This window comes from Kosakonia oryzae (assembly GCF_001658025.2).
In the GTDB taxonomy this organism is placed as follows: Bacteria; Pseudomonadota; Gammaproteobacteria; order Enterobacterales; family Enterobacteriaceae; genus Kosakonia; species Kosakonia oryzae.
Window position 1 is genome coordinate 4681469 of the sequence record NZ_CP014007.2, and the last position, 21764, is coordinate 4703232.

The 21764-nt window shown below is 50.3% G+C and carries 24 protein-coding genes; 9 read left to right on the plus strand and 15 right to left on the minus strand.

Annotated features, from left to right (window positions below):
• Positions 1-4 precede the first annotated feature (4 nt).
• The 3 genes from AWR26_RS22220 to AWR26_RS22230 all read left to right on the plus strand — a co-directional run bounded on the left by AWR26_RS22220 (position 5) and on the right by AWR26_RS22230 (position 2944).
• Positions 5-1078, plus strand: coding sequence for an ABC transporter ATP-binding protein (locus tag AWR26_RS22220; protein ID WP_064568562.1), 1074 nt, complete (start codon positions 5-7; stop codon positions 1076-1078).
• Positions 1071-2393 (plus strand): ABC transporter substrate-binding protein, encoded by a 1323-nt coding sequence (locus AWR26_RS22225; protein WP_064568563.1) that lies wholly within the window; start codon positions 1071-1073, stop codon positions 2391-2393. Before AWR26_RS22220 ends, AWR26_RS22225 begins: the two co-directional genes overlap by 8 nt.
• Positions 2394-2734: 341 nt before the next feature.
• Positions 2735-2944 carry a zinc ribbon domain-containing protein gene (locus AWR26_RS22230; RefSeq protein WP_407658797.1) on the plus strand — a complete coding sequence of 70 codons (210 nt, stop codon included), beginning with the start codon at positions 2735-2737 and terminating at the stop codon, positions 2942-2944.
• Between the two features lie 19 nt (positions 2945-2963).
• Here AWR26_RS22230 and AWR26_RS22235 read toward each other — a convergent pair whose 3' ends face one another.
• On the minus strand, positions 2964-4058 hold the full coding sequence (locus AWR26_RS22235) for an MFS transporter (RefSeq protein WP_064569085.1): 1095 nt from the start codon (positions 4056-4058) through the stop codon (positions 2964-2966).
• Positions 4058-4579, minus strand: a complete 522-nt coding sequence (locus tag AWR26_RS22240) for a TetR/AcrR family transcriptional regulator (protein WP_064568564.1) — start codon at positions 4577-4579, stop codon at positions 4058-4060. Before AWR26_RS22240 ends, AWR26_RS22235 begins: the two co-directional genes overlap by 1 nt.
• 221 nt (positions 4580-4800) lie before the next feature.
• Between AWR26_RS22240 and AWR26_RS22245 the strand changes: the two genes are divergently transcribed.
• The gene (locus tag AWR26_RS22245; RefSeq protein ID WP_064568565.1) at positions 4801-5811 is read left to right on the plus strand and encodes an alpha/beta hydrolase; all 1011 of its coding nucleotides are present in this window, start codon (positions 4801-4803) and stop codon (positions 5809-5811) included.
• A 19-nt stretch (positions 5812-5830) separates the two neighbouring features.
• On the opposite strand, the gene AWR26_RS22250 is transcribed toward AWR26_RS22245, so the two are convergent.
• A complete protein-coding gene (locus tag AWR26_RS22250; protein ID WP_043955207.1) occupies positions 5831-6229 on the minus strand; it encodes a winged helix-turn-helix transcriptional regulator in 399 nt (132 codons plus the stop codon).
• 167 nt (positions 6230-6396) lie between these two features.
• Between AWR26_RS22250 and AWR26_RS22255 the strand changes: the two genes are divergently transcribed.
• Together AWR26_RS22255 and AWR26_RS22260 are read left to right on the plus strand one after the other, a co-directional pair.
• Positions 6397-6828 (plus strand): DoxX family protein, encoded by a 432-nt coding sequence (locus tag AWR26_RS22255; RefSeq protein WP_064568566.1) that lies wholly within the window; start codon positions 6397-6399, stop codon positions 6826-6828.
• A 53-nt stretch (positions 6829-6881) separates the two neighbouring features.
• Positions 6882-7430, plus strand: coding sequence for a flavodoxin family protein (locus AWR26_RS22260; RefSeq protein WP_064568567.1), 549 nt, complete (start codon positions 6882-6884; stop codon positions 7428-7430).
• Positions 7431-7492: 62 nt separating this feature from the next.
• Here the strand turns inward: AWR26_RS22260 and AWR26_RS22265 are convergent, their stop codons facing one another.
• On the minus strand, positions 7493-7819 hold the full coding sequence (locus AWR26_RS22265; RefSeq protein ID WP_064568568.1) for a hypothetical protein: 327 nt from the start codon (positions 7817-7819) through the stop codon (positions 7493-7495).
• Positions 7820-7824: 5 nt separating this feature from the next.
• Positions 7825-8733 carry a LysR substrate-binding domain-containing protein gene (locus AWR26_RS22270; RefSeq protein ID WP_064568569.1) on the minus strand — a complete coding sequence of 303 codons (909 nt, stop codon included), beginning with the start codon at positions 8731-8733 and terminating at the stop codon, positions 7825-7827.
• A gap of 130 nt (positions 8734-8863) precedes the next feature.
• On the opposite strand from AWR26_RS22270, the gene AWR26_RS22275 reads away from it, so the two are divergent.
• On the plus strand, positions 8864-10213 hold the full coding sequence (locus AWR26_RS22275) for an MFS transporter (RefSeq protein ID WP_064568570.1): 1350 nt from the start codon (positions 8864-8866) through the stop codon (positions 10211-10213).
• A 7-nt stretch (positions 10214-10220) separates the two neighbouring features.
• On the opposite strand, the gene AWR26_RS22280 is transcribed toward AWR26_RS22275, so the two are convergent.
• Complete coding sequence (locus AWR26_RS22280) at positions 10221-10841, minus strand: DapH/DapD/GlmU-related protein (protein ID WP_064568571.1); 621 nt, start codon at positions 10839-10841, stop codon at positions 10221-10223.
• 510 nt (positions 10842-11351) lie between these two features.
• Here AWR26_RS22280 and AWR26_RS22285 point away from each other — a divergent pair.
• Entirely contained in the window at positions 11352-12164 is an 813-nt protein-coding gene (locus AWR26_RS22285) for an EAL domain-containing protein (RefSeq protein WP_064568572.1), read from the plus strand.
• 5 nt (positions 12165-12169) lie between these two features.
• Positions 12170-12688 (plus strand): hypothetical protein, encoded by a 519-nt coding sequence (locus AWR26_RS22290; RefSeq protein WP_043955215.1) that lies wholly within the window; start codon positions 12170-12172, stop codon positions 12686-12688.
• A 74-nt stretch (positions 12689-12762) separates the two neighbouring features.
• Here AWR26_RS22290 and AWR26_RS22295 read toward each other — a convergent pair whose 3' ends face one another.
• From AWR26_RS22295 to AWR26_RS22335, 9 genes are read right to left on the minus strand one after another with little or no spacing between them, the layout of a single operon-like run.
• Entirely contained in the window at positions 12763-13764 is a 1002-nt protein-coding gene (locus AWR26_RS22295; protein WP_064569086.1) for a hypothetical protein, read from the minus strand.
• 10 nt (positions 13765-13774) lie between these two features.
• Entirely contained in the window at positions 13775-14704 is a 930-nt protein-coding gene (locus tag AWR26_RS22300) for an ACP S-malonyltransferase (RefSeq protein WP_064568573.1), read from the minus strand.
• Between the two features lie 13 nt (positions 14705-14717).
• The gene (locus AWR26_RS22305) at positions 14718-16106 is read right to left on the minus strand and encodes a hypothetical protein (protein ID WP_064568574.1); all 1389 of its coding nucleotides are present in this window, start codon (positions 16104-16106) and stop codon (positions 14718-14720) included.
• Positions 16103-16891, minus strand: a complete 789-nt coding sequence (locus tag AWR26_RS22310) for an outer membrane lipoprotein-sorting protein (protein ID WP_064568575.1) — start codon at positions 16889-16891, stop codon at positions 16103-16105. Before AWR26_RS22310 ends, AWR26_RS22305 begins: the two co-directional genes overlap by 4 nt.
• Positions 16892-16904: 13 nt before the next feature.
• Positions 16905-18209: an ABC transporter permease gene (locus AWR26_RS22315; protein WP_064568576.1), complete on the minus strand. Its 1305-nt coding sequence runs from the start codon at positions 18207-18209 to the stop codon at positions 16905-16907.
• Positions 18210-18866 carry a hypothetical protein gene (locus tag AWR26_RS22320; protein ID WP_064568577.1) on the minus strand — a complete coding sequence of 219 codons (657 nt, stop codon included), beginning with the start codon at positions 18864-18866 and terminating at the stop codon, positions 18210-18212.
• Positions 18850-19557, minus strand: coding sequence for an ABC transporter ATP-binding protein (locus tag AWR26_RS22325; RefSeq protein ID WP_064569087.1), 708 nt, complete (start codon positions 19555-19557; stop codon positions 18850-18852). The genes AWR26_RS22320 and AWR26_RS22325 overlap by 17 nt, the downstream gene beginning before the upstream one ends.
• Positions 19558-19567: 10 nt before the next feature.
• On the minus strand, positions 19568-20536 hold the full coding sequence (locus AWR26_RS22330; RefSeq protein WP_082934125.1) for an ATP-binding protein: 969 nt from the start codon (positions 20534-20536) through the stop codon (positions 19568-19570).
• Positions 20537-20545: 9 nt separating this feature from the next.
• Positions 20546-21760, minus strand: coding sequence for a beta-ketoacyl synthase N-terminal-like domain-containing protein (locus AWR26_RS22335; protein WP_064568579.1), 1215 nt, complete (start codon positions 21758-21760; stop codon positions 20546-20548).
• Positions 21761-21764 lie beyond the last annotated feature (4 nt).

Genomic DNA, 21764 nt, shown 5'->3' on the forward strand with positions numbered 1-21764 from the left:
TCCCATGTTAAGACTGAACAATGTAAGTAAGCAGTTTGATGGTAAAGCGGCGCTCAACGCGCTGTCGCTGGATATTCACGATGGCGAATTTGTGGTGCTGGTTGGCCCGTCCGGATGCGGCAAAAGTACGCTGTTGCGGCTGATTGCCGGGCTGGAGAGTGTCAGCGACGGCACCATCTGGCTCGATAATGATGACATTACCGCCCGTTCGCCGCGCGAGCGCAACTTCGCGATGATCTTCCAGAACTACGCGCTGTTTCCGCACCTGTCCGTGCGCGACAACATCACCTTCGGCATGAAAGTGCGTAACGAAGAGAAAGCCAGTTGGCAGCCGCGCCTCGATCGCGTGGCGCAGATGTTGCAGCTCGATGCGTTGCTGGAACGAAAACCCGCCAAACTCTCCGGCGGCCAGCGCCAGCGCGTGGCGATGGCGCGCGCTATCGTGCGTAACCCGAAACTGTTCTTAATGGATGAACCGCTCTCTAACCTTGATGCGCGCCTGCGTACTGAAGTGCGCGACAGCATTATGGAGATGCACCAGCAACTTAAGACCAGCACCATTTATGTGACGCACGACCAGACCGAAGCGATGTCGATGGCCGACCGCATTGTGGTGATGAATGGCGGCCACGTGCAGCAAGTTGGCCGTCCGGAACATTTGTATGCACATCCGGCAAATCTGTTTGTTGCCGGGTTTATCGGATCTCCGGCCATGAACCTGCTGTCGCTCTCCTGCGCCAATGGCGAGGTGCAATTAGGTGAGCAACGCCTGCCGCTGCCTGAACACGCACGCAGCACGGCACAAGTGTGGCTGGGCATTCGCCCGGAGCACATGACCGATACGCCGGAAGCAGGCCAGTTGGTGTTGCCAGCAACCGTCATACAGCGGGAACTGATGGGCGCGGATTATCAGCTTCACGTCAGCACGCCCATCGGCAACCTGCGTTATATCCGCCGACACCGGGGCGATGTGCCCAACAAAGGGGACACACTCAGCGTCGGTTTTTCACCCCTTGATTGTCATCTTTTTGATGCGCAAACCTTGCTTAACTTACACCAGGAGAACGACCATGTATAAGCCTCTGCCAAAAACATTGCGAGCGCTTACTTACAGCATAACCCTTACAATGAGCGGCACCGCACTGGCGCAGGAGAAGATTGATTTCATGTTTCCGGCCCCGGTGGACGGCAAACTGACCATGGAAATGACGCGCATCATCAAAGCCTTTAACGATTCGCAAAAAGAGGTGGAAGTGCGCGGGATTTTTACCGGCAACTACGACACCACGAAAATGAAAGCTGAATCGGCGCAGAAAGCTGGCCAACCGCCTGCGCTGGTGATCATGTCCGCCAACTTCACTACCGATCTGGCGCTGAAAGATGAAATTCTGCCGATGGACGAATTGTTCCAGTACGGCGACAAAAAAGCGGGCGATTTCCTGCAAAACGAGTTCTGGCCTGCGATGCGTAAAAACGCCCAGGTGATGGGCGTGACCTACGCCATTCCGTTCCACAACTCGACGCCAATCCTCTATTACAACAAAACGATGTTCGACCAGGCGGGCATTAAACAGCCGCCGCAGAACTGGAAAGCGTTGCTGGAGGATGCGAAAAAGCTGACCGACCAGAGCAAAGGCCAGTGGGGCATTATGCTGCCTTCTACCAACGACGATTACGGCGGCTGGATCTTCTCCTCGCTGGTACGCGCCAACGGCGGTAACTACTTCAACGAAAACTATCCTGGCGAAGTCTATTACAACGCGCCTACCACCATCGGCGCGCTGCGTTTCTGGCAGGATATGATCTACAAAGACAAAGTGATGCCGTCCGGCGTGCTGAACTCGAAACAGATCAGCGCCGCGTTCTTCTCCGGCAAACTGGGAATGGCGATGCTGAGTACCGGCGCGCTGGGCTTTATGCGTGAAAACACAAAAGATTTCGAGCTGGGCGTGGCAATGATGCCAGCGCAGGAACAACGTGCCGTGCCAATTGGCGGCGCCAGCCTGGTGAGCTTTAAAGGCATTGACGATGCGCAGAAAAAAGCGGCGTATCAGTTCCTGACTTATCTCGTCAGCCCGGAAGTGAATGGCGCATGGAGCCGCTTTACCGGTTACTTCTCACCGCGCAAAGCATCCTATGATACGGCGGAAATGAAAGCGTATCTGCAGCAGGATCCGCGCGCTGCCATCGCGCTGGAGCAATTGCAGTACGCGCATCCGTGGTATTCCACTTACGAAACGGTTGCCGTGCGTAAAGCGATGGAAAACCAACTGGCAGCCGTGGTGAACGATGAGAAAGTCACTCCGGAAGCAGCGGCAGAAGCGGCGCAAAAAGAAGCCGATACGCTGATGAAACCCTATGTGGAAAAAACCGCGCTGCAAGCGGTGAAATAAGGTGTTTTTCCCCGCAGGGATGCGGGGCCCATCGTTATACTTCCCATTCCCCGGAATGATGAATCCGATAACTTACACGGCACGTCGTTATGAAAGCTGAGAGTGTATCAAGCCGGAGAACCCTCAACTGTAAGCGCTTACTAACTTAGTAACGAATACGGTACGTCAACAGGCTGTGCTCTGAGTAACGAACAAACGGCCCCACAAATAACCATTTTGAAGACAGGGTTTATTGATCCGTCAGACATTAACTTTCTTGCCGGGATTGTATATTTCTTGCTCACTCAACTGACAAGGAGCACACCATGTCTTACACCGAACAGCACTGTCACTCCTGCGGAATGCCGCTTTCAGCGCCGGATGCCCGTGGCGCCAGCGACAAATATTGCGCGTACTGCACCGACAGCGAAGGCAATCTGAAATCCTGGGATGAGGCTGTTTCCGGCCTCGCGCAATACCTTGACTCCTGGCAGAAAGTGGGTAACGAAGAAGCGCGTAAACGCGCAATCCGCTATCTGACTTCGATGCCTGCGTGGGCAGACAGAGCCTGAAGTTATTAGCCTGACGGCTTCAATCCGGGGTAAAAAACAGCAGTACCAACCCCAGCAGCGCAAACAGGCCAAACGCCAGCGCAACGCCTGCCTGCGCGTAGATCAAACCCAATATCACCGCGCCAGCCACCTGGCCTGCGGCCAGCATAAAAAACACCATCCCGACCCCGGAAGCCGGGGTCGCGGGCGTGGCTTCTGCACCACTCACCAGTAGCACGCCGGAAAGCGTGATATAGCCAGCCCCACAGAGCGCCACCGCCGGAATTAACCACCAGGAAAATGCGTGACTGAACGCCATCAACAGCAACGGTGCGGCCATAAATACCAGCGCCAGCCGGTAAACCTGGTGCATACCGATATAACGCGCAATCGGCCCGGTGAAGGCGCCCAAAATACCCGCCGCACCGCAAACACACCACAGCATGCTGATGAGCGGATCCGCTACCACCATCTGCTGGCGCAATACTTGCGGGCCAAAACTCCACCACGCGGAGCTCATCATCCCACTCAGCAACGCAATTAGCGCAAGACGGACAACCGCGCGTGATAAAAGCGTTGCTCGCTCCTCCGCCTGCGGCTGCGCACCACGCGGTAAATAGCGCGGCACCGGCCACAGGCACAGCAGTGCAATCACCGCGAACACGAGACATGCGATTCGCCACGGCAGAAACGACAGGAGCGGCACGGAAAGGATGATCCCTGCCCCGGTTCCGGCGTTAATCAGGGTATTCACCTGCGTTTGCTGTGATGCGCTCACGCAACGACTGACCGCTGCCGCCAGCGAAGGCGACGAAAACCCGGCGCTGATCCCGGCAATAAATAATCCGACGCCCAGCATTACGGGGGAAGCGGCTGCGGCGAGCAACGACAGGCCAAGCGCGGCACTCAGCGCAGAAACCGCCGAGGGAAATCGCGGCCCATAACGCTGATTCAACGTTGCGGCTGCGCTTATCGACAGACAATAAGCCGCGAAACTACAGGCCGAAAGGATGCCTGCAAGGCGCGGGCTGAAAGGGATATCCTGCGCCACAGCGGGCATCATCAGCCCCCATGAGAAACGGGCGAGGCCATAAGAAACGGCGATCAGCGCGAAACCGGCCATGCCGAGCTTCATCATTTCGCCTCCTCGCTGGCCATCAGGATCGCCGCCGCTTTTCCGGCATCATAAGCCGCCTGCGGTCCGCGAATTAACGCCGCGGTAATCGCCCCTTCAAACAGCATCCAGACAGCATCTGCCAGCGCGTTGTGTTTCACGCTCGTGGCGATGTAATCCCGCAGCGCATAGCGAAAATCCAGCGCCAGCGCACATAGCTGTATGTTTTCCTGCACATACTCGCCCCAGGCTTTCAGGAAAAAGCACCCGCCCGCGCCGTAACTCGCCATCCATTCCCCGAGCACGGCAAAAAGTTTTTCCACCGCCTGTGGGTGTTCGGGCGCGTAGAGATCGGCGAAAAAACGCTGCTGGCGAGCTTCCATTACCGCTGCGGTTAATTGCTCTCGCGAAGGGAAATGGCGATACAACGTGCGCGTTGAAACCCCGGCTTCCTCGCAAATACGATCGGTGCTGGTGGCGTGAAAACCGTTGTTGTAAAACAGCCGCTCGGCGGCCTGAATGATCTCTTGTCGTTTTTTCATCCTTAAAAAGTAAACCGATCGTTTTACTTTCGCCAGCAACTATAAAAAAGTAAAAATAAAACACCTTAAAATTCAATGAATAAAGAGAAAATATATTTTTATCGCTAAAAATTCACTTGCAATCAAATAGCGCACTATTTAAATTCCTCCCCAGACGCAAACACAACCGCGCTTTCACTACCATTTAAATAGCGCACGATACAATCGCAAAGGAGATAAAGATGTCACGTTCATTACTGATCGCCATGAGTTTAACCGCCGCCAGCGTATCCACTGCCTGGGCCGCCGATGCGCCCGCACCGACTGCCGGTGTCGCGAAATTCCTTTCTGTGCTGAACAGCAGCGGTGGCAAACCTATCGAACAACTCTCTGTGCCGGATGCTCGCCAGGTGCTGATCGGCGCGCAGAAAGGCGCCAAACTGCCCGCCGCAGATGTGACGGAAAAAACCATCACCGTGAACGGTAAACCGTTGACGCTGACCATCGTCAAACCGCAGGGCGCAACCGGTACGCTGCCGGTATTTATGTTCTTCCACGGCGGCGGTTGGGTGCTGGGCGATTATCCAACACATGAACGTTTTGTCCGCGATCTGGTGAACGAATCCGGCGCTGCCGCCGTGTTCGTGAATTACACACCGTCACCGGAAGCACACTTCCCGGTCGCCATTAATCAGGCGTATGAAGCCACACGCTGGGTTGCCGAACATGGTAAAGAGATTGGCGTGGACGGCTCTCGTCTGGCGCTGGCGGGTAACAGCGTCGGCGGTAATATGGTGGCTGCGGTGGCACTTCAGGCCAAAGAGCACCATACACCGGCGATTCGCTACCAGGTGATGTTCTGGCCGGTCACCGATGCGCGCTTTGATACCGGTTCCTATAACCAGTTCTCGAATGGTTATTTCCTCAGTAAAAACATGATGAAATGGTTCTGGGATAACTACACCACCAAAGAGAGCAATCGCCGCAACATTCTGGCTTCACCGCTGGAAGCCAGCAGTGAGCAACTGAAAGGCTTGCCGCCTACGCTGATCCAGACCGCCGAGCTGGATGTGCTGCGCGATGAAGGTGAAGCCTTTGGCCGCAAACTGGATGCGGCGGGCGTGCCGGTGACCGTTACCCGCTATAACGGCATGATCCACGACTATGGTCTGCTGAATGCCCTGAGCGAAGAGCCAACCGTTCGCACCGCGCTTTCCCAGGCCGCCAATGAACTGCGCGTCCATCTGAAATAAGCGCTTCCCGGAACCCACCCTATGCGGTGGGTTCTTTTGTTTTGAGCAAATTCGCCTCGTCATACGCAGCCTGCGCCGCCAGCACCGCATCCATATTGTTTTCCACCCAGTGCGCCAGCACCGAGACGGTTTCCGTCAGCGTACGCCCCAGCGGCGTCAGACTGTACTCCACTGCCACCGGCACGGTATAAAACACTTCACGGGCGATGATGCCATCGCGCTCCAGCTTGCGCAGGGTCTGAGTTAAGACCTTTTGCGTAATCAGGCGGATATCCCGTTTCAGGCCATTAAAACGCATGGGCCCATTTTCCAGACGCGCCAGCACCAGCAAAGCCCATTTGTCCGCCAGCCTTGCCAACATATCGCGCGTCGGGCAGCGGTTATCATAAATATCGTAAGGAATGGACGGCTTAATCATAACGACAAATTCTCGTAGTAGGTTTCCTTGAGGAAACGTAGTGCCCTTTGGGTGCCTTCTTCCGCAACCGGAGCGGGATGTGTATAACTCAAAGCCTAAGTTTCTATTTGATACTAAGGTGCCAGAAATGGCAAAAGTTCTCCTGCGGAATAAAAGGGAATAAAAGGATGATGAGTCGGCTGAACAGCGCATTTCTCAGTCTTACCACGCACCCGGAGTTTGGCAAGCTATTGCTGCGCCTGACATTTGGCGTGCTGATGCTGTTCCACGGCGTAGCCAAAGTGCAGCATGGTGTAGGCTGGATTTCCGACATGTTAATCGCGCAGGGTTTACCAGGCTTTATCGCTTACGGTGTATTTGTTGGCGAAATTATTACGCCGATACTGATTATTATTGGCCTGTTCACGCGCCAGGCGGCATTTATTTACGCATTTAATATTCTGGTTGCCACCTTATTGGTCGGCATGGGGAAATTCTTTACCCTGACCAACGTCGGTGCATGGGGTCTGGAAAGTGAAGCCCTCTATTTCCTCGGCGGATTAAGCATTATGTTTCTGGGTGCAGGGAAATACACTCTGTTTGCCGGAAAAGAAAAATGATTGCAGTCGTGCAAACTCATTTATACGTTATCTCTCTTCGATAGGGGAAAAATATGTCTATTGTGGTGATCTATTATTCGGGTTACGGGCACACGAAAGTGGTAGCCGAGAAAGTCGCCGAAGGTGCAAATGCAACGCTGATCGCTGTGGATAATAACGGTGATATTCAGGAAAGCGACTGGCAATTACTGAACGATGCCAAAGCCATTATTTTTGGTGCTCCAACGTATATGGGCGGCGTGCCATGGCAGTTTAAGAAATTCGCCGATGCCAGCTCTAAAGCCTGGTTTACCCGCGCCTGGCAGGACAAAATATTTGCCGGTTTCAGCAACAGCGCCAGCCTGAACGGTGACAAACAGGTTTCGCTGCAATACCTGCAAACGCTGGCATCACAGCATGGCGGCATTTGGGTGAGCCTGGGCCTGCTGCCGGCGAACACGCTTGCTGCAACCCGCGAAGACATCAACAATCTCGGCGGTTCTGTTGGCCTGCTGGTGCAATCGCCGTCCGATGCCGGCGCCGATAAAATCGCCTCCGGCGACCTGGATACCGCGGTGAAATTTGGCCAGCGCGTGGCCGATGTCGCGCGCCGCTTTAGTTAATTTCTTATATAAAGGCCGGGGAAACCCGGCTTTTATCCTTTGCGCCAGCGCATAATAGCTCGCTAATTCTTCTTCTCATATTGCTCAATACTCACGACTTTGCCAGCAAAGCGACGCTCAAACCTGAGCGTATCTCCTTTAATAATCAGCGCCGGATTGTCGCCTGGATGTAGCAGATCCACCCATTCATTCTGATGCTTTTTCTCTACCACCTGGTAAACGGACGGAGTGCCATCCTCCATAATGAACCAGTAGCGCAGGCGATGTGGGAAAGTATCCGGGCCGGTCACCAGCGTTCGAGCCTTGTGTTCGGTAGTGATCTGTTTATAAATATCCGCATGAGCCGCCCCGCAGATAAATAAGGCAAAAAGAAAAGTCAGTTTTTCCATTATCGTCACTCGTTATTTTGCACGTTCAGATTCGCAAATGCCTGCTGCAACCACGCTTTCATTATTCTTACCTCTTCACGCTGCGCTTTTTGCTGGCTGGTCACGAAATAGTAATTCCCGCCGGGTAATGTTCCCGGCAGGGCAACGCGCAGTAATCCTTGCGCCAGCGCATTTTGGATCAATAACTCGCTGGCGAGTAGTACGCCCTGCCCGGCAATCGCCGCCTGAATGGCGTGCGTCTCATCATCAAAATGAATACCAGCATGTACCGGTAAATCGGCCGGGCCAAAGGCCGCTTTCCAGTGTGGCCAGTCTGGCTCCGGCTGCGGAACACGGCGGTTTTCAATATGAAACAGCGTAAAACGGGAAAGATCTTCCGTCACCCGCAACTCCAGTTGCGGGCTGGCGACCAGCACAAAACGATCGCGGTAGAGCAGCGTATTCTCCAGCGCTTCATCAGCCTGCATGCTGTAGCGGATCGCGCAATCCGCCATATCACCACGAACATCCACCAGATCGGTACTGCTATGTAGACGCAGCTCCAGCGATGGGTGCTGTTGATGCAGCGACGGCAGGCGCGGTACCAGCCAGTTAGTCAGAAAGTTGGAAGTGGTACTCAGCGTTAGCGCGCCCGGTTGCCTGGCACTGTCGATGGCCTCCACCGCTTCACGCAGCGTGGCAAAAATATTCCCCGAGGCGCGAAACAGAATTTCTCCGGCGTGGGTGAGCGCCACGGCGCGCGCCGAGCGGGTAAACAGACGCAGGTTAAGGGACGCCTCAAGCACGCGGATCTGATGGCTGATGGCGGTCGGCGTCACGCCAATCTCTTCCGCGGCAGCTTTAAAACTGGTGTGACGGGCCACCGCATCAAAAGCACGGATGGCAGAAAGCGGTGGCAATCGGCGTGTTCGCATAGCTGAATTTAACTCATCTTAAGCTGAAAACTATGACTTTGCTTACGTCATAAAACAGAAGGTAGCCTGTTTCTCATCGGGAATGATTCATGAGGATTATTCACCTTAAGCAGATTAACAGGAAGGCTCCATGACGCAAATTAACACGCTGGCTATGCACTCATCGCCGCGCTATCAGGCGCTGCTGGCTCCCGGCATCGCGCAGGCATTAATTGCGCTTGATTACGCCATTATTTATGTCGCGCTGCCCACGCTGGCACAAGCGTTGCACTTATCACTGAGCGAAATGCAGTGGGTGGTGTCGATCTACGGTTTGACCTTTGCCGCGCTACTGTTGCCTGGCGGAAGCCTGTGCGATCGTTTCGGTGCGCGCCGGATCTTCAGCATCGGCATGACGCTGTTTCTTTTTTCATCAATGCTGGGCGGGATGGCCGACAACGGAACGTTGTTACTGATGGCCCGCTGTGGACAAGGGATCGCCGCCGCGCTGCTGCAACCGGCAGTGCTGGCGCTGATGGCGCAGCGTTTTCAGGGGGAATCGCATCGCCGGGCGCTGGCGATCTGGAGCGCAATTGGCGCGCTGGGCCTGGTGGCGGGCGTGGTGCTGGGCGGCGTGCTGACGGCCCTGAGCTGGCGCGCCATTTTTTTCATCAACCTGCCGCCAGGCCTGCTGGCGCTATGGCTGGTGCAGCGCAACTTTTCGCAAACAGAGCCACGAGGTGACGTGCAACACACAGGGTTTGGTGCGCTGATCGGCTGTGCGACGGCCGGTACGCTGGTGTGGGCAATGATGCGTTATGCCGAACAGGGCGCGCCGGATTTCTTTGCGAATCGGCTGGCGGCAGCCATGTTACTGCTGTTGGTTCTCCATGAACGTTTTGCGCCGCGGCCGCTGTTGTCACGCACGCTGCGTAATGTGCCGGGTTTGCAGACAGGCTGGCTCAGCAGCGCCTGCTATATGGCCAGCGTCGGCAGCCAGTTTTACGCGATGACGCTGCTGTGGCAGCAAACGCTACAGCTTGATGCCGTCACCACCGGATGGTTATTTACCCCGCTGGCAGTGCTGATTGTAGCGGGAAATGCGCTTTACACCCGACTCTCTGCGCGCTTTAGTAGCCAAAAGGCGCTGCTGGTGGGGTTTGCCTGCGCAGCAGTTGGCTTATGGCTGCTGTCGATATCGCTTAGCGCCCCGTTTTCTGCCGCGTTCATGTCTGGCCTCGTGCTCAGCGGTATCGGCCACGGCTTGATCTATCCGGCAATGTTCGCCGTCGGGCTCAGCGCCGTACCAGTGCAGCAACAGGGTCGCGCCAGCGCGCTGATGGTCACCAGCCAGTACATTGCCGGAGCACTGATGCTGGCAATGATCTCCGTTTTACTGGCGATGCAGCCGGATCTGGCAAGCTGGTCAGCGGTATTTCGTGGGCTGGGTGCTGCTGCGCTGCTGGGCATGCTGGTGGCGCTCTGCGCGAAATCGCGCTGAGCGCGGCTTACTGATGTCCCCACTTTTCGCAAAACGCTTCTATATTCTCATCCTGAAAATCGGCCAGCCGTTCGATAATGGTCTCCAGCGGCCACTCCCACCAGGCGATCTGCTGTAACTGCTGGCCAATATGCGGTGAGAAGCGCGAACGAATAACCTTTGCCGGAACGCCGCCAACAATCGTGTAAGGTGCCACATCCTTACTGACCACGGCGCCAGCCGCAATGACAGCGCCATCTCCGACTGTCACGCCGGGCAGCACAATAGCAGCATGCCCGATCCAGACATCATTACCGATGATGACGCGGTCGCCACGCCGCTGAGTAAAAAAGTCGTGATCGCGTGCCGCGCTGGAGGAATAGTACTCCGGACAATAGGTGATTCGGTGCTGGGATGGCCGCCCCATCGGATGATTGGGCGCGCCAATACGTACATTATTGGCAATCGCGACAAATTTCCCTATCTCAGCATCAGCAACGGTGCAATATTCACCAATATAGGAAAAATCGCCTAACGTACTGTATTCCATCAGACTATTGGCCAGCACTTCACATTGCTGACCCATTTTGCATTCGCGCATACGAACGCCAGGATCGATCCAGGTTTCCGCTAATTTGGCATGTTTCATCGTGATTTCCTCTTCTCAGGTTGCGCTACTGTATAACGCTTCTGTGTAGAGCAAATGACGGTGACCCACTAGCAGCAATCCGCAGCGTCTATCCTCTTGATAAGAATTATCAGAAGAGCCCGCCCATATCGGGATGTAAGGACTAAGAATAAACAACCTGTCGGTTTTTATCTGCCCTACCCTAATACTTCACAACGAAACATGATCTAAAACATAAATTAATAGTCACATAGAATTAAATCACATATGATTTAACTTTAAATTCACAATTAAAATATATTAAGGGTCTTTATTCAGATGCTTAATATTTTTTAACTTCATTTTTTGAAAAATCTGATAATAACATACATAGATTGCATGCTTCGCAAAATCAAACATAATACAATAAATGGATGTAAATCAAAAAATGCCCATCTAATACAAATTGCAATATTTAAAACTCATTCGGTTACACAAGTTTCCTTTTAGGTATTTGCTTTTTGGTGTTTGTTGGCGCGTAATGGACCAGCTATGAAACAATTCAATGATGAAAGAGATTACCATGACATGTTCGATGACATTTTCGAGAAATGGAATGTCACGACATTTTTTCAACCAATCATTGATACCCGAGTGAATCGTGTATACGGCATTGATGCAACGGCGTGGCTGCAAAGCAAAGGCTCCAATTGCACGGATTTTATTTCACCTCATGACTTTCTGACCGCAGCAGAAAAAAGTGGTGAAATCATCAGTATTACAAAAGAATTACTGCTGCAAATCCAGGATTATCTGGCCAACCATAGTGATATCGACAAATGCCGTGATTTGCGTTTTTTTATAAAAATTAGCCCGTTACATTTATTCAGCGAAAATATTATGGAGTTCGCAGAAGATTGTATTCAAACCGCCAAAAAGCTCGACAAACTGAACGCCAAACTGGTCATTGAAGTCAACTCCCGCATTCCGTTCGACTTAATTCATAAATTAAAATTACTCTCCGCATTGTTGACTATACAAAAAAACACCTTCTTTGCCCTCGGCGATTTTGGTGCCGGACACTCCAATATTGAAATGCTTTTTGGCTTCGACTTTGATTATATAAAAATCGATAAAAGTATGTTTTTCCCGTTGACGGATAAAGTCATCATGCATGGTTTCGCTGATGATTTAATGAGTGGTTTAAGCAAACAGAACACAGCTATCATCGTTAGCGGCATAGACTCAGTTTATCATTTACAGTACTTTTTAAATAAAAACGTGTCATTGTTCCAGGGGGAATTATTCAAAGCTCCTGTAGCCTATAAAAACTTTAACGGATTAGATTATTTCGACTATGGATGACAGTTATGAACGTGATATGTAAGATCCTCGACCCTTTCAAAAAAATAGCAATCGAATCCTTTTTTTCGGGTATGGATATTGAAGGTGACAACCAGACACTCATCTTCATTGAAGAGATCTATTTCGATGATATATTTGGCATCATCGATGAACTCCTCAGTTGTATCATCAAATTCCCTGACGCGCTGGTGATCATCCTTTCGGAACGGGATAACAGCTACACAACCAATGCGCGTCTGGGAGTTGTGGAGTTCATCGAAGATGTTAAGAAGAAAATTAATGAAAGAAAATCGACGGCAAATCTCTATCTCTACTATTACGACATTTTAAAACCCCGTAAAAAAATCCATCTCTATCTCATGATATTCAAAAAATACATGCAAATTGGCAACGTTAATAGAGTAGCAAAAATGTACAACCTGAATGAAAAACAAGTCTACTACTATATAAATAGATTAAAAGAGATATACGGATTAAAAAGCTTCCAGAATCTCGTCCCTTTTTTGAAATGGATAGGTAGATAAAGTCAGTTCTACTCGCGCTTAATGATTCCGTCTGTGCATTGCGATACACAGACGGAATTAACAGCTAAAACAAATTACCACAACCCCGATTTCTTTTTAATCTCATCCCAGCGGAGGTACATATCGCATGACATCATAAAGTCGTTATGCCATCGCCAGTAGGCATGATAATAGTAGTAGATAAGGCAAGGCGCGTAGCACAATAAAAACCAGACCTCAAACCAGATTTTTATGTCGGACAGCATCATCATCAGGCTTAAAAATGTCACCCAGAAAAATTCCACAAGCGATAATAATATCAACCTTTGCCAGAGCGGTTTTGCGTGCAAAGCGCGCAATGGCAGAGCGGGAGAGAAAAACAAATTAATCTCGTTGAGAAACAGGCGACCAAGAAAAACATAGCGTTTTGTAAAGCATAAAAAGAGCAGGTTAACCGACAAAACGACTGCGCAAAGAATACACATGGTAATAATTGACTTCAGTGTGAAATAACTACCATACAAATCAAATTGTGCCTTATCGCGTAAGGGAATGATGGTCAACAGGCTCAACACCGCACTGGCTACTACGGAAAGCAGTAAATATTGTGACAGATTTTTGTAATGCACCTTTTCAACAACGGATGTCGGCATCTGCTTTAAATAACTATGGCGTGCAACAAAGAACAGGGCATAAATGACAGGTGGAATGCTAACGACCAAAGCAATGGCTGCTCCGGCCGGCGCAATCAACATAATAAGCGCCGCAGAAAATAGCACAAAAATAAAAAAAGACAACGATCCGGCGATAACCGGGCTCGAGAACAACTTCTCTTTCGGGCCGCACACTCTACCTTTGAAGTACGAGAAATCAATATTCTTGATTACGCACTTGTATGCCCAGTACGCTTTCAGATCAAAGATAACGTTATAAAACACCAGCGCGCAGATGCCGCCGATGAAGCCGGCATCATGCAATGAAAGAGTGAAATCCGCATTGCGCCAGTAAAAGCCAAGTAGCACCAGGGTTACGATATAGAAAAATAAGATATTTCGTTTATCCTGGAAGCGGATGAAGGTTAAATAATCTGGAATCATCATTACACCGCTACATTGCAATTGCTTTTCGGCAATGGATAACCTGCCCGGCATCAAACCCGGTAAAATCCTGCAGCATTTGCCCCAGATACGGTTTATTGCTTATTTCCACAAACTGAACGGGCGGCGTGTGCTGTAAAAAGTGCGACAGAGAATCTCTCCATTTCACCGTATGAGTCAGATGCAAGGATAAGTTTTCTTTGATTATGGCGGGATCCGCTTCGGGTTTTGCCGTCACATTCATCAGCACATCATGCTGTGGCGGGAGGATCGCGACCCCGGCCAGATAATCCCGCATTGGCTGAACGCCTTCAGCCATTAAACGCGTGTGCCATGCGCCACTCACCCCCAGTTTAATCGCCTCGTAGCCTTCAGCGAGTAGCACTCTGGCGAAATCATTCAGCGCCGATGCCTGCCCGCCAACGACTTGCTGGCGAGGCGTATTATCGCAACTGATGTCCAGCTCAATACCTGAACGGCTGATGATGTTACGCAGCGTGTCGTAATCCACGCCTTTTAGCGCCAGCATTGTTCCCTTATTTTTCTCGCTTTGCTGGTGCATCAGGTTGGCCCTGAACCGTATAAGTTCGAACACGGTTTCCAGCGTGAACGCCCCTGAAGCATATAACGCGCTGTATTCCCCCACGCTATGCCCACAAGATCCGACAACAGCTACATCGGCGAAACGTTCGCGCCAGAGGCTATATAACGTGACGTTAATCGCCGTCACGGCAATTTGTTGCACGGTGGTCTGAATCAGCCGATTCATCGGCCCTTTCAAACAGAGCCGACGCAGATCCACACCAGCGATATCGCTGGCGCAATCCCAGATGGCTTTAGTGGTCTCATTGGTATCCCACAGATCGCTGCCCATACCAATAACAGGATTACCCTGACCAGAAAATAACAATACAACCGGTTGTGATAGAGTATTTGTCATTATATTGCTACCTTTACATATAGTATTTAAGGCCTAAATAAACACCGAACATATCGCCATATAACGCGAATTCTGAATCAGAACTACCCGTCGACATAAATACGCCGGTATAGCCTTCGAGCCGATCATCAATAAAGCTTAGCGGTGTACTGTAGTTAACGCCCAATACTGAACTATGGTCGACAAGGTTAAACACCATATAAGGTTGTAGCGTTGACTGGTTATCCATTTGAATACTTGACCAGGCATTAAGATAATGCTTACCCTGAAGCATCTTCTTATTCGCAGCATTATTTATCTCTGAGGCCATCAAATATTTATAAGAGTCAAGGATATCATCAATGAAGAAAAAACCGGTGCTGCTATTTAATGACTGAATAAAATCAGTCTGTTTACGCCATTCTGCACGGGAATATCCTTCGCTCTGATAATAATATTCCAGGCCAAACAAGTTAAAGTTATCCGTCGCATATTGCCCTCCCACGGCCACTTCAACCCCCTCTTTCTCCTCAGCGCTATAAAGGGAGGAAGGGAACTCAAACTCTTCGACCATTGCTGCATTTTCAGGGGAGAAATGACGCCACTGCTGCTCGGTGTGATAAGCCGCTTCCGCGTTAATCACCAGTTGCGGCGTCAAGTTATAGCTATCTGATATAGCAACAGAGCGCGTTTCGCCAAGCAGTAAACTCACCGTAGGAAGGTGTTTTTCAAAACGATGATCGGTGTAATTCAGCAAATAGTCTTCACGGCTATTGCCTCGCACATTGGCTGACCAGTCGCCAGAAGCGAGATGGCGCTTACCGGCATCGGCTAATTTCGGAACGACTGAGAACGAGAGCGAATAATCCTGTGTATCCTCAGATAGCTTCACCTGCCACGGCGATTCCTGGAACACTGGCTCCATCAGCGGATCGTTAAGACGCGTGCTTTTAAACCCGCCGTAGTAGCTATTGCGTAAGTCAGCAGGCGATCGCAGGAAAAAAAGCCCGGATTTTTGGCTGAACTTGCCGGCCTCAAGCTGAACGCTGTCCGAGACGTTATAAATAACGCTGAGCCTGTCGATCAAAGCGCGTGAATGGCTTCGATCTTCTTCAAAATCACTGTTGGCATGAAACGGGCGGTAAGTAAGCCCATACAGTGAGAAATTCAGATCCAGCCGATTGTCGATGATTGCACAATCGCCTTTAAGGTTGATGCCGAAATTATTATAAATATTGCTTTTGCTGAATGGATTATTGCCACCGATCTGCCAGATCGACGGTTGTTTATTCACATACGATGTCTGCGCATAGAGCACAACATCCGTGTTCTGCGCGACTTCTTCGCCGGATAAACAATCAGCCCATAGGGCTGTTGGCATGGCAGAAAAAACCAGCGTAATCAACGGGAGGGAATATTTCATTTTGCCTCCCGCTGAAGATGTTCGCGTGTAAAGTGAGATTCAGGTAACGACTCCAGGCGAACATTACTGTAATCCATGACAGAGAAACTTTTCTCATGGCGTACATCCTGCACAATAATTCGCATTGGTCTCATCTTCCCTAATACCGGTTGATAATTCAGGTACCGAACTTCCTTCAGTAATTTGTTATCAAGAGAGTAATAATCAGCTTTATAAGGCCGATTTTCGTCGCCAGCTTCAACGTAATAAATAATCTTTGGCCAGGTTGCTTCGGCATAGGTTCGCGTCAGCTCCAGTTTATAGCATTGATTATTGCCACACTTTTCCATACCCTGCAGCGTCGCCTGATAGGCATATTCAAAGTTAGTCACAATCACGTCACTATTAGATATTTGCCCTATCAATCTTTGCTGGCGAGAAATCGGCACTGGTCGCCGTAGACCTGGAGAATAGAACCATAAGTCATACCAGTCGGAAAGCATCACTTTGCCTTTATCACGCGGTGGATAAATAAAGCGAACTAAAGATCGGGCATCCGCTTTCATCTCCCCTTCAGGCTTCATAAAACGCATGGAGATATCCAGCACCTGCCTGGTTTCTGGTTTCTCTTCGCCATTTTTATATTCGCTCACCACAAGCGTATAGCGAAATGGTTTATTGGGCGAACGGATCTCATCCGCACGCCGAATAATATCGATAGCGTTATTATTGCCAGGCGCCGCGAAGGCACAGGCTGAAAGAAGCCCAAGACAGGCAATTCCTTTGCCAAATAACGTAATTTTCATATTACGAGTTTCCCTAAGAAAATTTAAAAGCATCCGATATATTAAGACGAGAAGCGCGCAACGCCGGTAAAACAGAAGCGGCAGTCGCAGTTAACAGTGGCAGCACCAGTGTAATAAACAGCAAATCATAACTGCTGGTTTTAATAAAAGCGGTGTAGCCCACAGTTTGCCCGGGGGACGGCGGCATTGCGATACCGTAAAGATTAATCACTGAAGCGATAGCAAAACCAATGCCGAGGCTTCCAACAGCACCAATGATGCCGACAAAAATCCCTTCCAGTAAAAACAACCGGGTAACGTGAAGAGGTTTTAAACCAATGGCGCGCAGCGTCGTGATCTCCCTGGTCCGCTCGACGATATTCATGGTCATTGAGTTACCGATCATAAAGATGACGATCAATGCAACGATCAGCTTAATAAAGAAATAGATGCCGGATAATAAGCTCTCAACCTGCTGATAAAATAACGACGCATCTTTCCACTCTTTCACAATTAGCGGCAGATGGTTTTTCTCGATAAATTTCCTCAGCTTGGCACTGAAAGCAGCGGTATTATCCTCTTTCAATAAAATTAACACCTTACTTACGCCGTCGGTTTCCATCATGCGCTGCGCGGTTTCCAGCGGCATTTTCAACGCCGTGTCGTCGTAATCTTTGATGCCGGATGCAAAAATGCCACGGATTTTCAACGACAATGCGCCCTGCCCGCCTCGCGAGTTAACCGTAATAGCATCCAGCCAGTCATCGTAATTCGCGCCGAGCGTTTGTGCCAACCCGCGACCCAAGGTGATGTGATCGGTTTTTATACGCGATAAATCACTGCCGGAAATAAGTTTGTCAAAGGATCCCAGTTTTAATGCCGGTAGCGGTTCGACACCCAGGGCGGAAAAATAGCTCGAAGTTTCATTTTCGTAATGAGAAATAACCCCGGTAAATTCCAGCTGTCCGGCAAGCGTAGAAATATCTGCCGCCAGTTCCGGCTCGCTTAATATCGCCTGCTTTAAAGACGGGTAATCCTCAATCAGACTCTTATTTTTATTGGAGGTGGCGAAATAATTCTGGTTGTAGATTTGCACATGACCAATATTCGTGCGCACCGTTTGCTCTTTTAAGATCCAGAATGAGTAATCAATAAATCCGCCATACAGGAAAATGGCGATGCCCCCCAGAATAATCGCCGACAGGGTCGAAAATGAGCGGCGCTTATGTCGGAAGAGATTCAGAAATGCAAACTTCACGTCCCGCGCGTGCATTACCGTACACCACAACAGAAAAAGCAAAATCAGCAGCACAATGGCGTTAATAAAGATCATGCTCATTTACTCACCCTTCACCAGCGGCAGCAGCACCTGAGCCACCTCATTCGCATCCCACGCAGGCGCAACGTTGTTATGTAATGCCAGTTCCTTTGCCGCGGCAGCGTCCTGGCGTTTTATTTGCGCCAGAAGCTGTGTGGCTTGCGGGTATTTTTTGCAGTTATAGAGCGCGAGATAACGCATATGGTGGATTCGTGCAATTTGTGCCGGGTTAAAGAATGTCTTATCTTTCAGCATCCATTCGGTATCCTTGATCGTGACCGCACAGCGTCCCATTTCCGGAGCCAGCCAGGCATCGACGCGCGCACGCATATAGCGCACCCGTAAATCGTCTTCATGGCTGTCAATGGCTTCATCCAGGTAGAAAAAACCGGTTTTGGCATATTCGGACGCATTAATATAGTCGTTCGCCGCTGAGGCGTTTTCCGCCTGGCGCAGCACACCCCAGGCATAAAAGATTAATGAGACGACATTTTTTGTTTCGCCATACTCTTTGAACAATGCGCTGGTTACGATGGCCAGTTGATCGGACTGTGCCGGGAAACCGCTCTGCATGACGCTTTCAACCGCCGGTATGCTGGAAGCGTTGGCCACACCGGCGCAGGTAATGCTGAGCAGGCCTGCGCAGATAACGCCCCGCCATTTACGCCCTTGAGTCATACACCAATCCTCCATCCTTAATTTCTACCACCCGACGCGCGCGCTCCTTTAACTGCGCGGAATGCGTGGAGATGATGAATGTGGTTTTCGTCTGCTGATTGATGTGCAGCAGAAGTTCCAGAATGGCCTCGCCGGTCGCCATATCCAGGTTACCGGTCGGTTCGTCGGCGATAACCACTGCCGGGTCATGCGCCAGGGCTCTGGCAATCGCCACCCGCTGCTGCTGCCCGCCGGAAAGCTGGCCGGGTTTACGGTTGGCAAAACCGTCCAGGCCCACACGATACAGTAAGTCGCGCGCTCTTTCGTGCGCCTCTTTTTTACCGAAATGACCATTCAGGATCAGCGGATAAAAAACGTTATCGAAAACATTCAGAACCGGAATGAGATTAAAAAATTGAAAAATAAATCCCAGATGCTTACCGCGAACCATTGATAACTCTTCTTCGGGTAATACATGGAGTAATTTATTCAAAAACATCACCGTTCCGGATGTCGGCTGATCGATACCAGACATGATATTTAGCAATGTACTTTTACCGCTGCCCGAAGGGCCGCATAATGCCAGAAATTCACCTTTCGCGATTTCCAGATTAATATCCCTCAGCGCGTCGATTTTTCCCTCGCCGGAACCATAGCTCTTCGAAATATGGCTGAGTAATATTGCCGGTAGTTCTCTGATTTTGTTACTCATCGCGATGCCGTTACCCTGCAGAATATTCAATATCAAAAAAGTGATAACCAGATAAATTATCCGGAACGACAGTACGCATTTTTCTGGCAGCAACAGGATGTTGGCGCAAATATTCAAAGCTCAATGCGGGAGTCAGACAACCACTGTGACCATAAATATCAGCGAGGCGAATAACCTTGTGCTGCATGTCTGCCGGAAATGATTTTTCCCGTAAGCCTGCGAACGCCATAATTTCGACATCCTCAGCGTTGAGCTGCGAAATATCGCCATGTCCGGCCGCCATATAGTGACCACTATTCACTTTCCATGCGCTTTCGTGACGGCTGAAGATAAAACATCCCACGCGTTCAACCGTCAGGTTAACCCCATCAGCTTGCTGAGCGCTTTTCGCCCCCCGCGCAACGGCAATATCTTCCTCAGAAAATACCATGATCGGGATGGCGCGATAGGCGCAGCAAATCACCACATAATCAAAAACATCCCAGCTCAGATAATCCTGCGCCATGCTCATCGCCTGAGTGAATGCATATTTCTCCCCGCGCATTTTGCAGGTGGGTTCGGTAATAGAAAATTTCTTCACCAGATTTTTCGGTAACGTGTCGAGCATCGAAATATGCAATGCGCTGGAAATACTCTCCAGTAGCCCGGCTTCTCCCCACGAATCCGCATAGATAAATGCCGTTCGCGACTTGAATAATTTCATCCGTTCTTTCGTAGATAAAGCCTGTAGCGCAGCATCTGCAGTCTGCTCCATCGCATCAAGGTATTTTATATACTGCGGGTTACGGATCATCTCACCAGCATAGAGCGAGCCATCGGTACCAAAACGTTTAAGTCCCCACCCCTTCTTCCGGGTAGACTTAAGCCCCAGATTATATAAATGCGCTTCCCAGGCATTCAGCCAACTGGGTTGATAGAAATAAAACTTGTCTTCCGGCTCAATAAGAGCAAACGATGATAAGTACATCAAACCTTCCATGGTTATTCATCACGCGGGATTAAGTGCAGACATCACGATCCCAATTACCGAGCCATCCACGCCGACGCCAATTTTCAGCAAATGATTTTTTTCATGCTCACATACGCCGCGATCAATCAACATAAACGGTGCCATTACATCCAAAATGGCATCATTACTTACCGGAGCAATTAATTCGTGCCGGATTAATGAGTGATGGGCAATAATCAAATCGATAATGCCGGAGCCAGTTGCGCAGTAACCGATCTGTCCCTTATATGCCAGCACAGGAATCGCGTGCGAATCAGCAAATATTTCAATTGCTTTGGCTTCGGCTTTATCGCTGACGGAAGAACCATTGCCATGCGGAATAATGGCGCATAAATCCTGCACATTAACGCCGGCTTTCTCGGTTACCGCACGCATGATTTTCAGGACGTTCAGACTCAGCCAGGACGCGTCATTACCTCTGCCCGCGCTAATTTGCGCGTAGGAGGATTGCAGACGCACGCCGCCCGTGACATCTCTGCCGCGACGGTGGCGCAGGCTCTCCAGAACAATAACGCTGAACCCTTCGGAGAAAAGTACGCATTTGCTGTTTTCACCAAACGGCTGGACCACTTCACTGTCCAGCATCGACTGAGAATCAAGGAACCAGATATCCTGGGTTTTAATTTTCGAACAATTAATCACCACAACCAGGTCGATACCGCCCTGCTCGATCGCCTGGCATCCCAGATGAACGGCCGTCAGTGATGAATTGCTGGTGCAGTTCATATTTGGCGGCAAATACTGCAACTGGTATTTCTGCGCAATGCTGCACGCTATCGTATCCTGCGACATATTCGATACGTGCAGGCGGGTTAATGAGCGGGTGAGCTTAATATCTTCAATGTCATTGCGATCGTAAAAAGAGTGATAATCGATGCCATCGACACGCCTGCCCAGCCCGGTCAAATAAACCCGTACGTTATTTCCCGCAAGACAATGTGTTTCCAGTTTGGCCTGCGCAAGCGCCTCCTCAACCAACTGATACACAATCTCTAATGCACCATCATTAATGTGCTCCAGCCTGGCGACATATTTATTGCCATTAAATCCACACGTTTTTGCCTCGTCGTCAGAGCGAAACCAGGGTTTCTTTTCGACCCGCTTTCCCTGTCGAAGATGCTCAATAAGCTGAACACTATTCCCGGCAAAGGGTAAATGTGCGCTGTAACCTGCAATGATGGCAGCATTTTCCACTGTA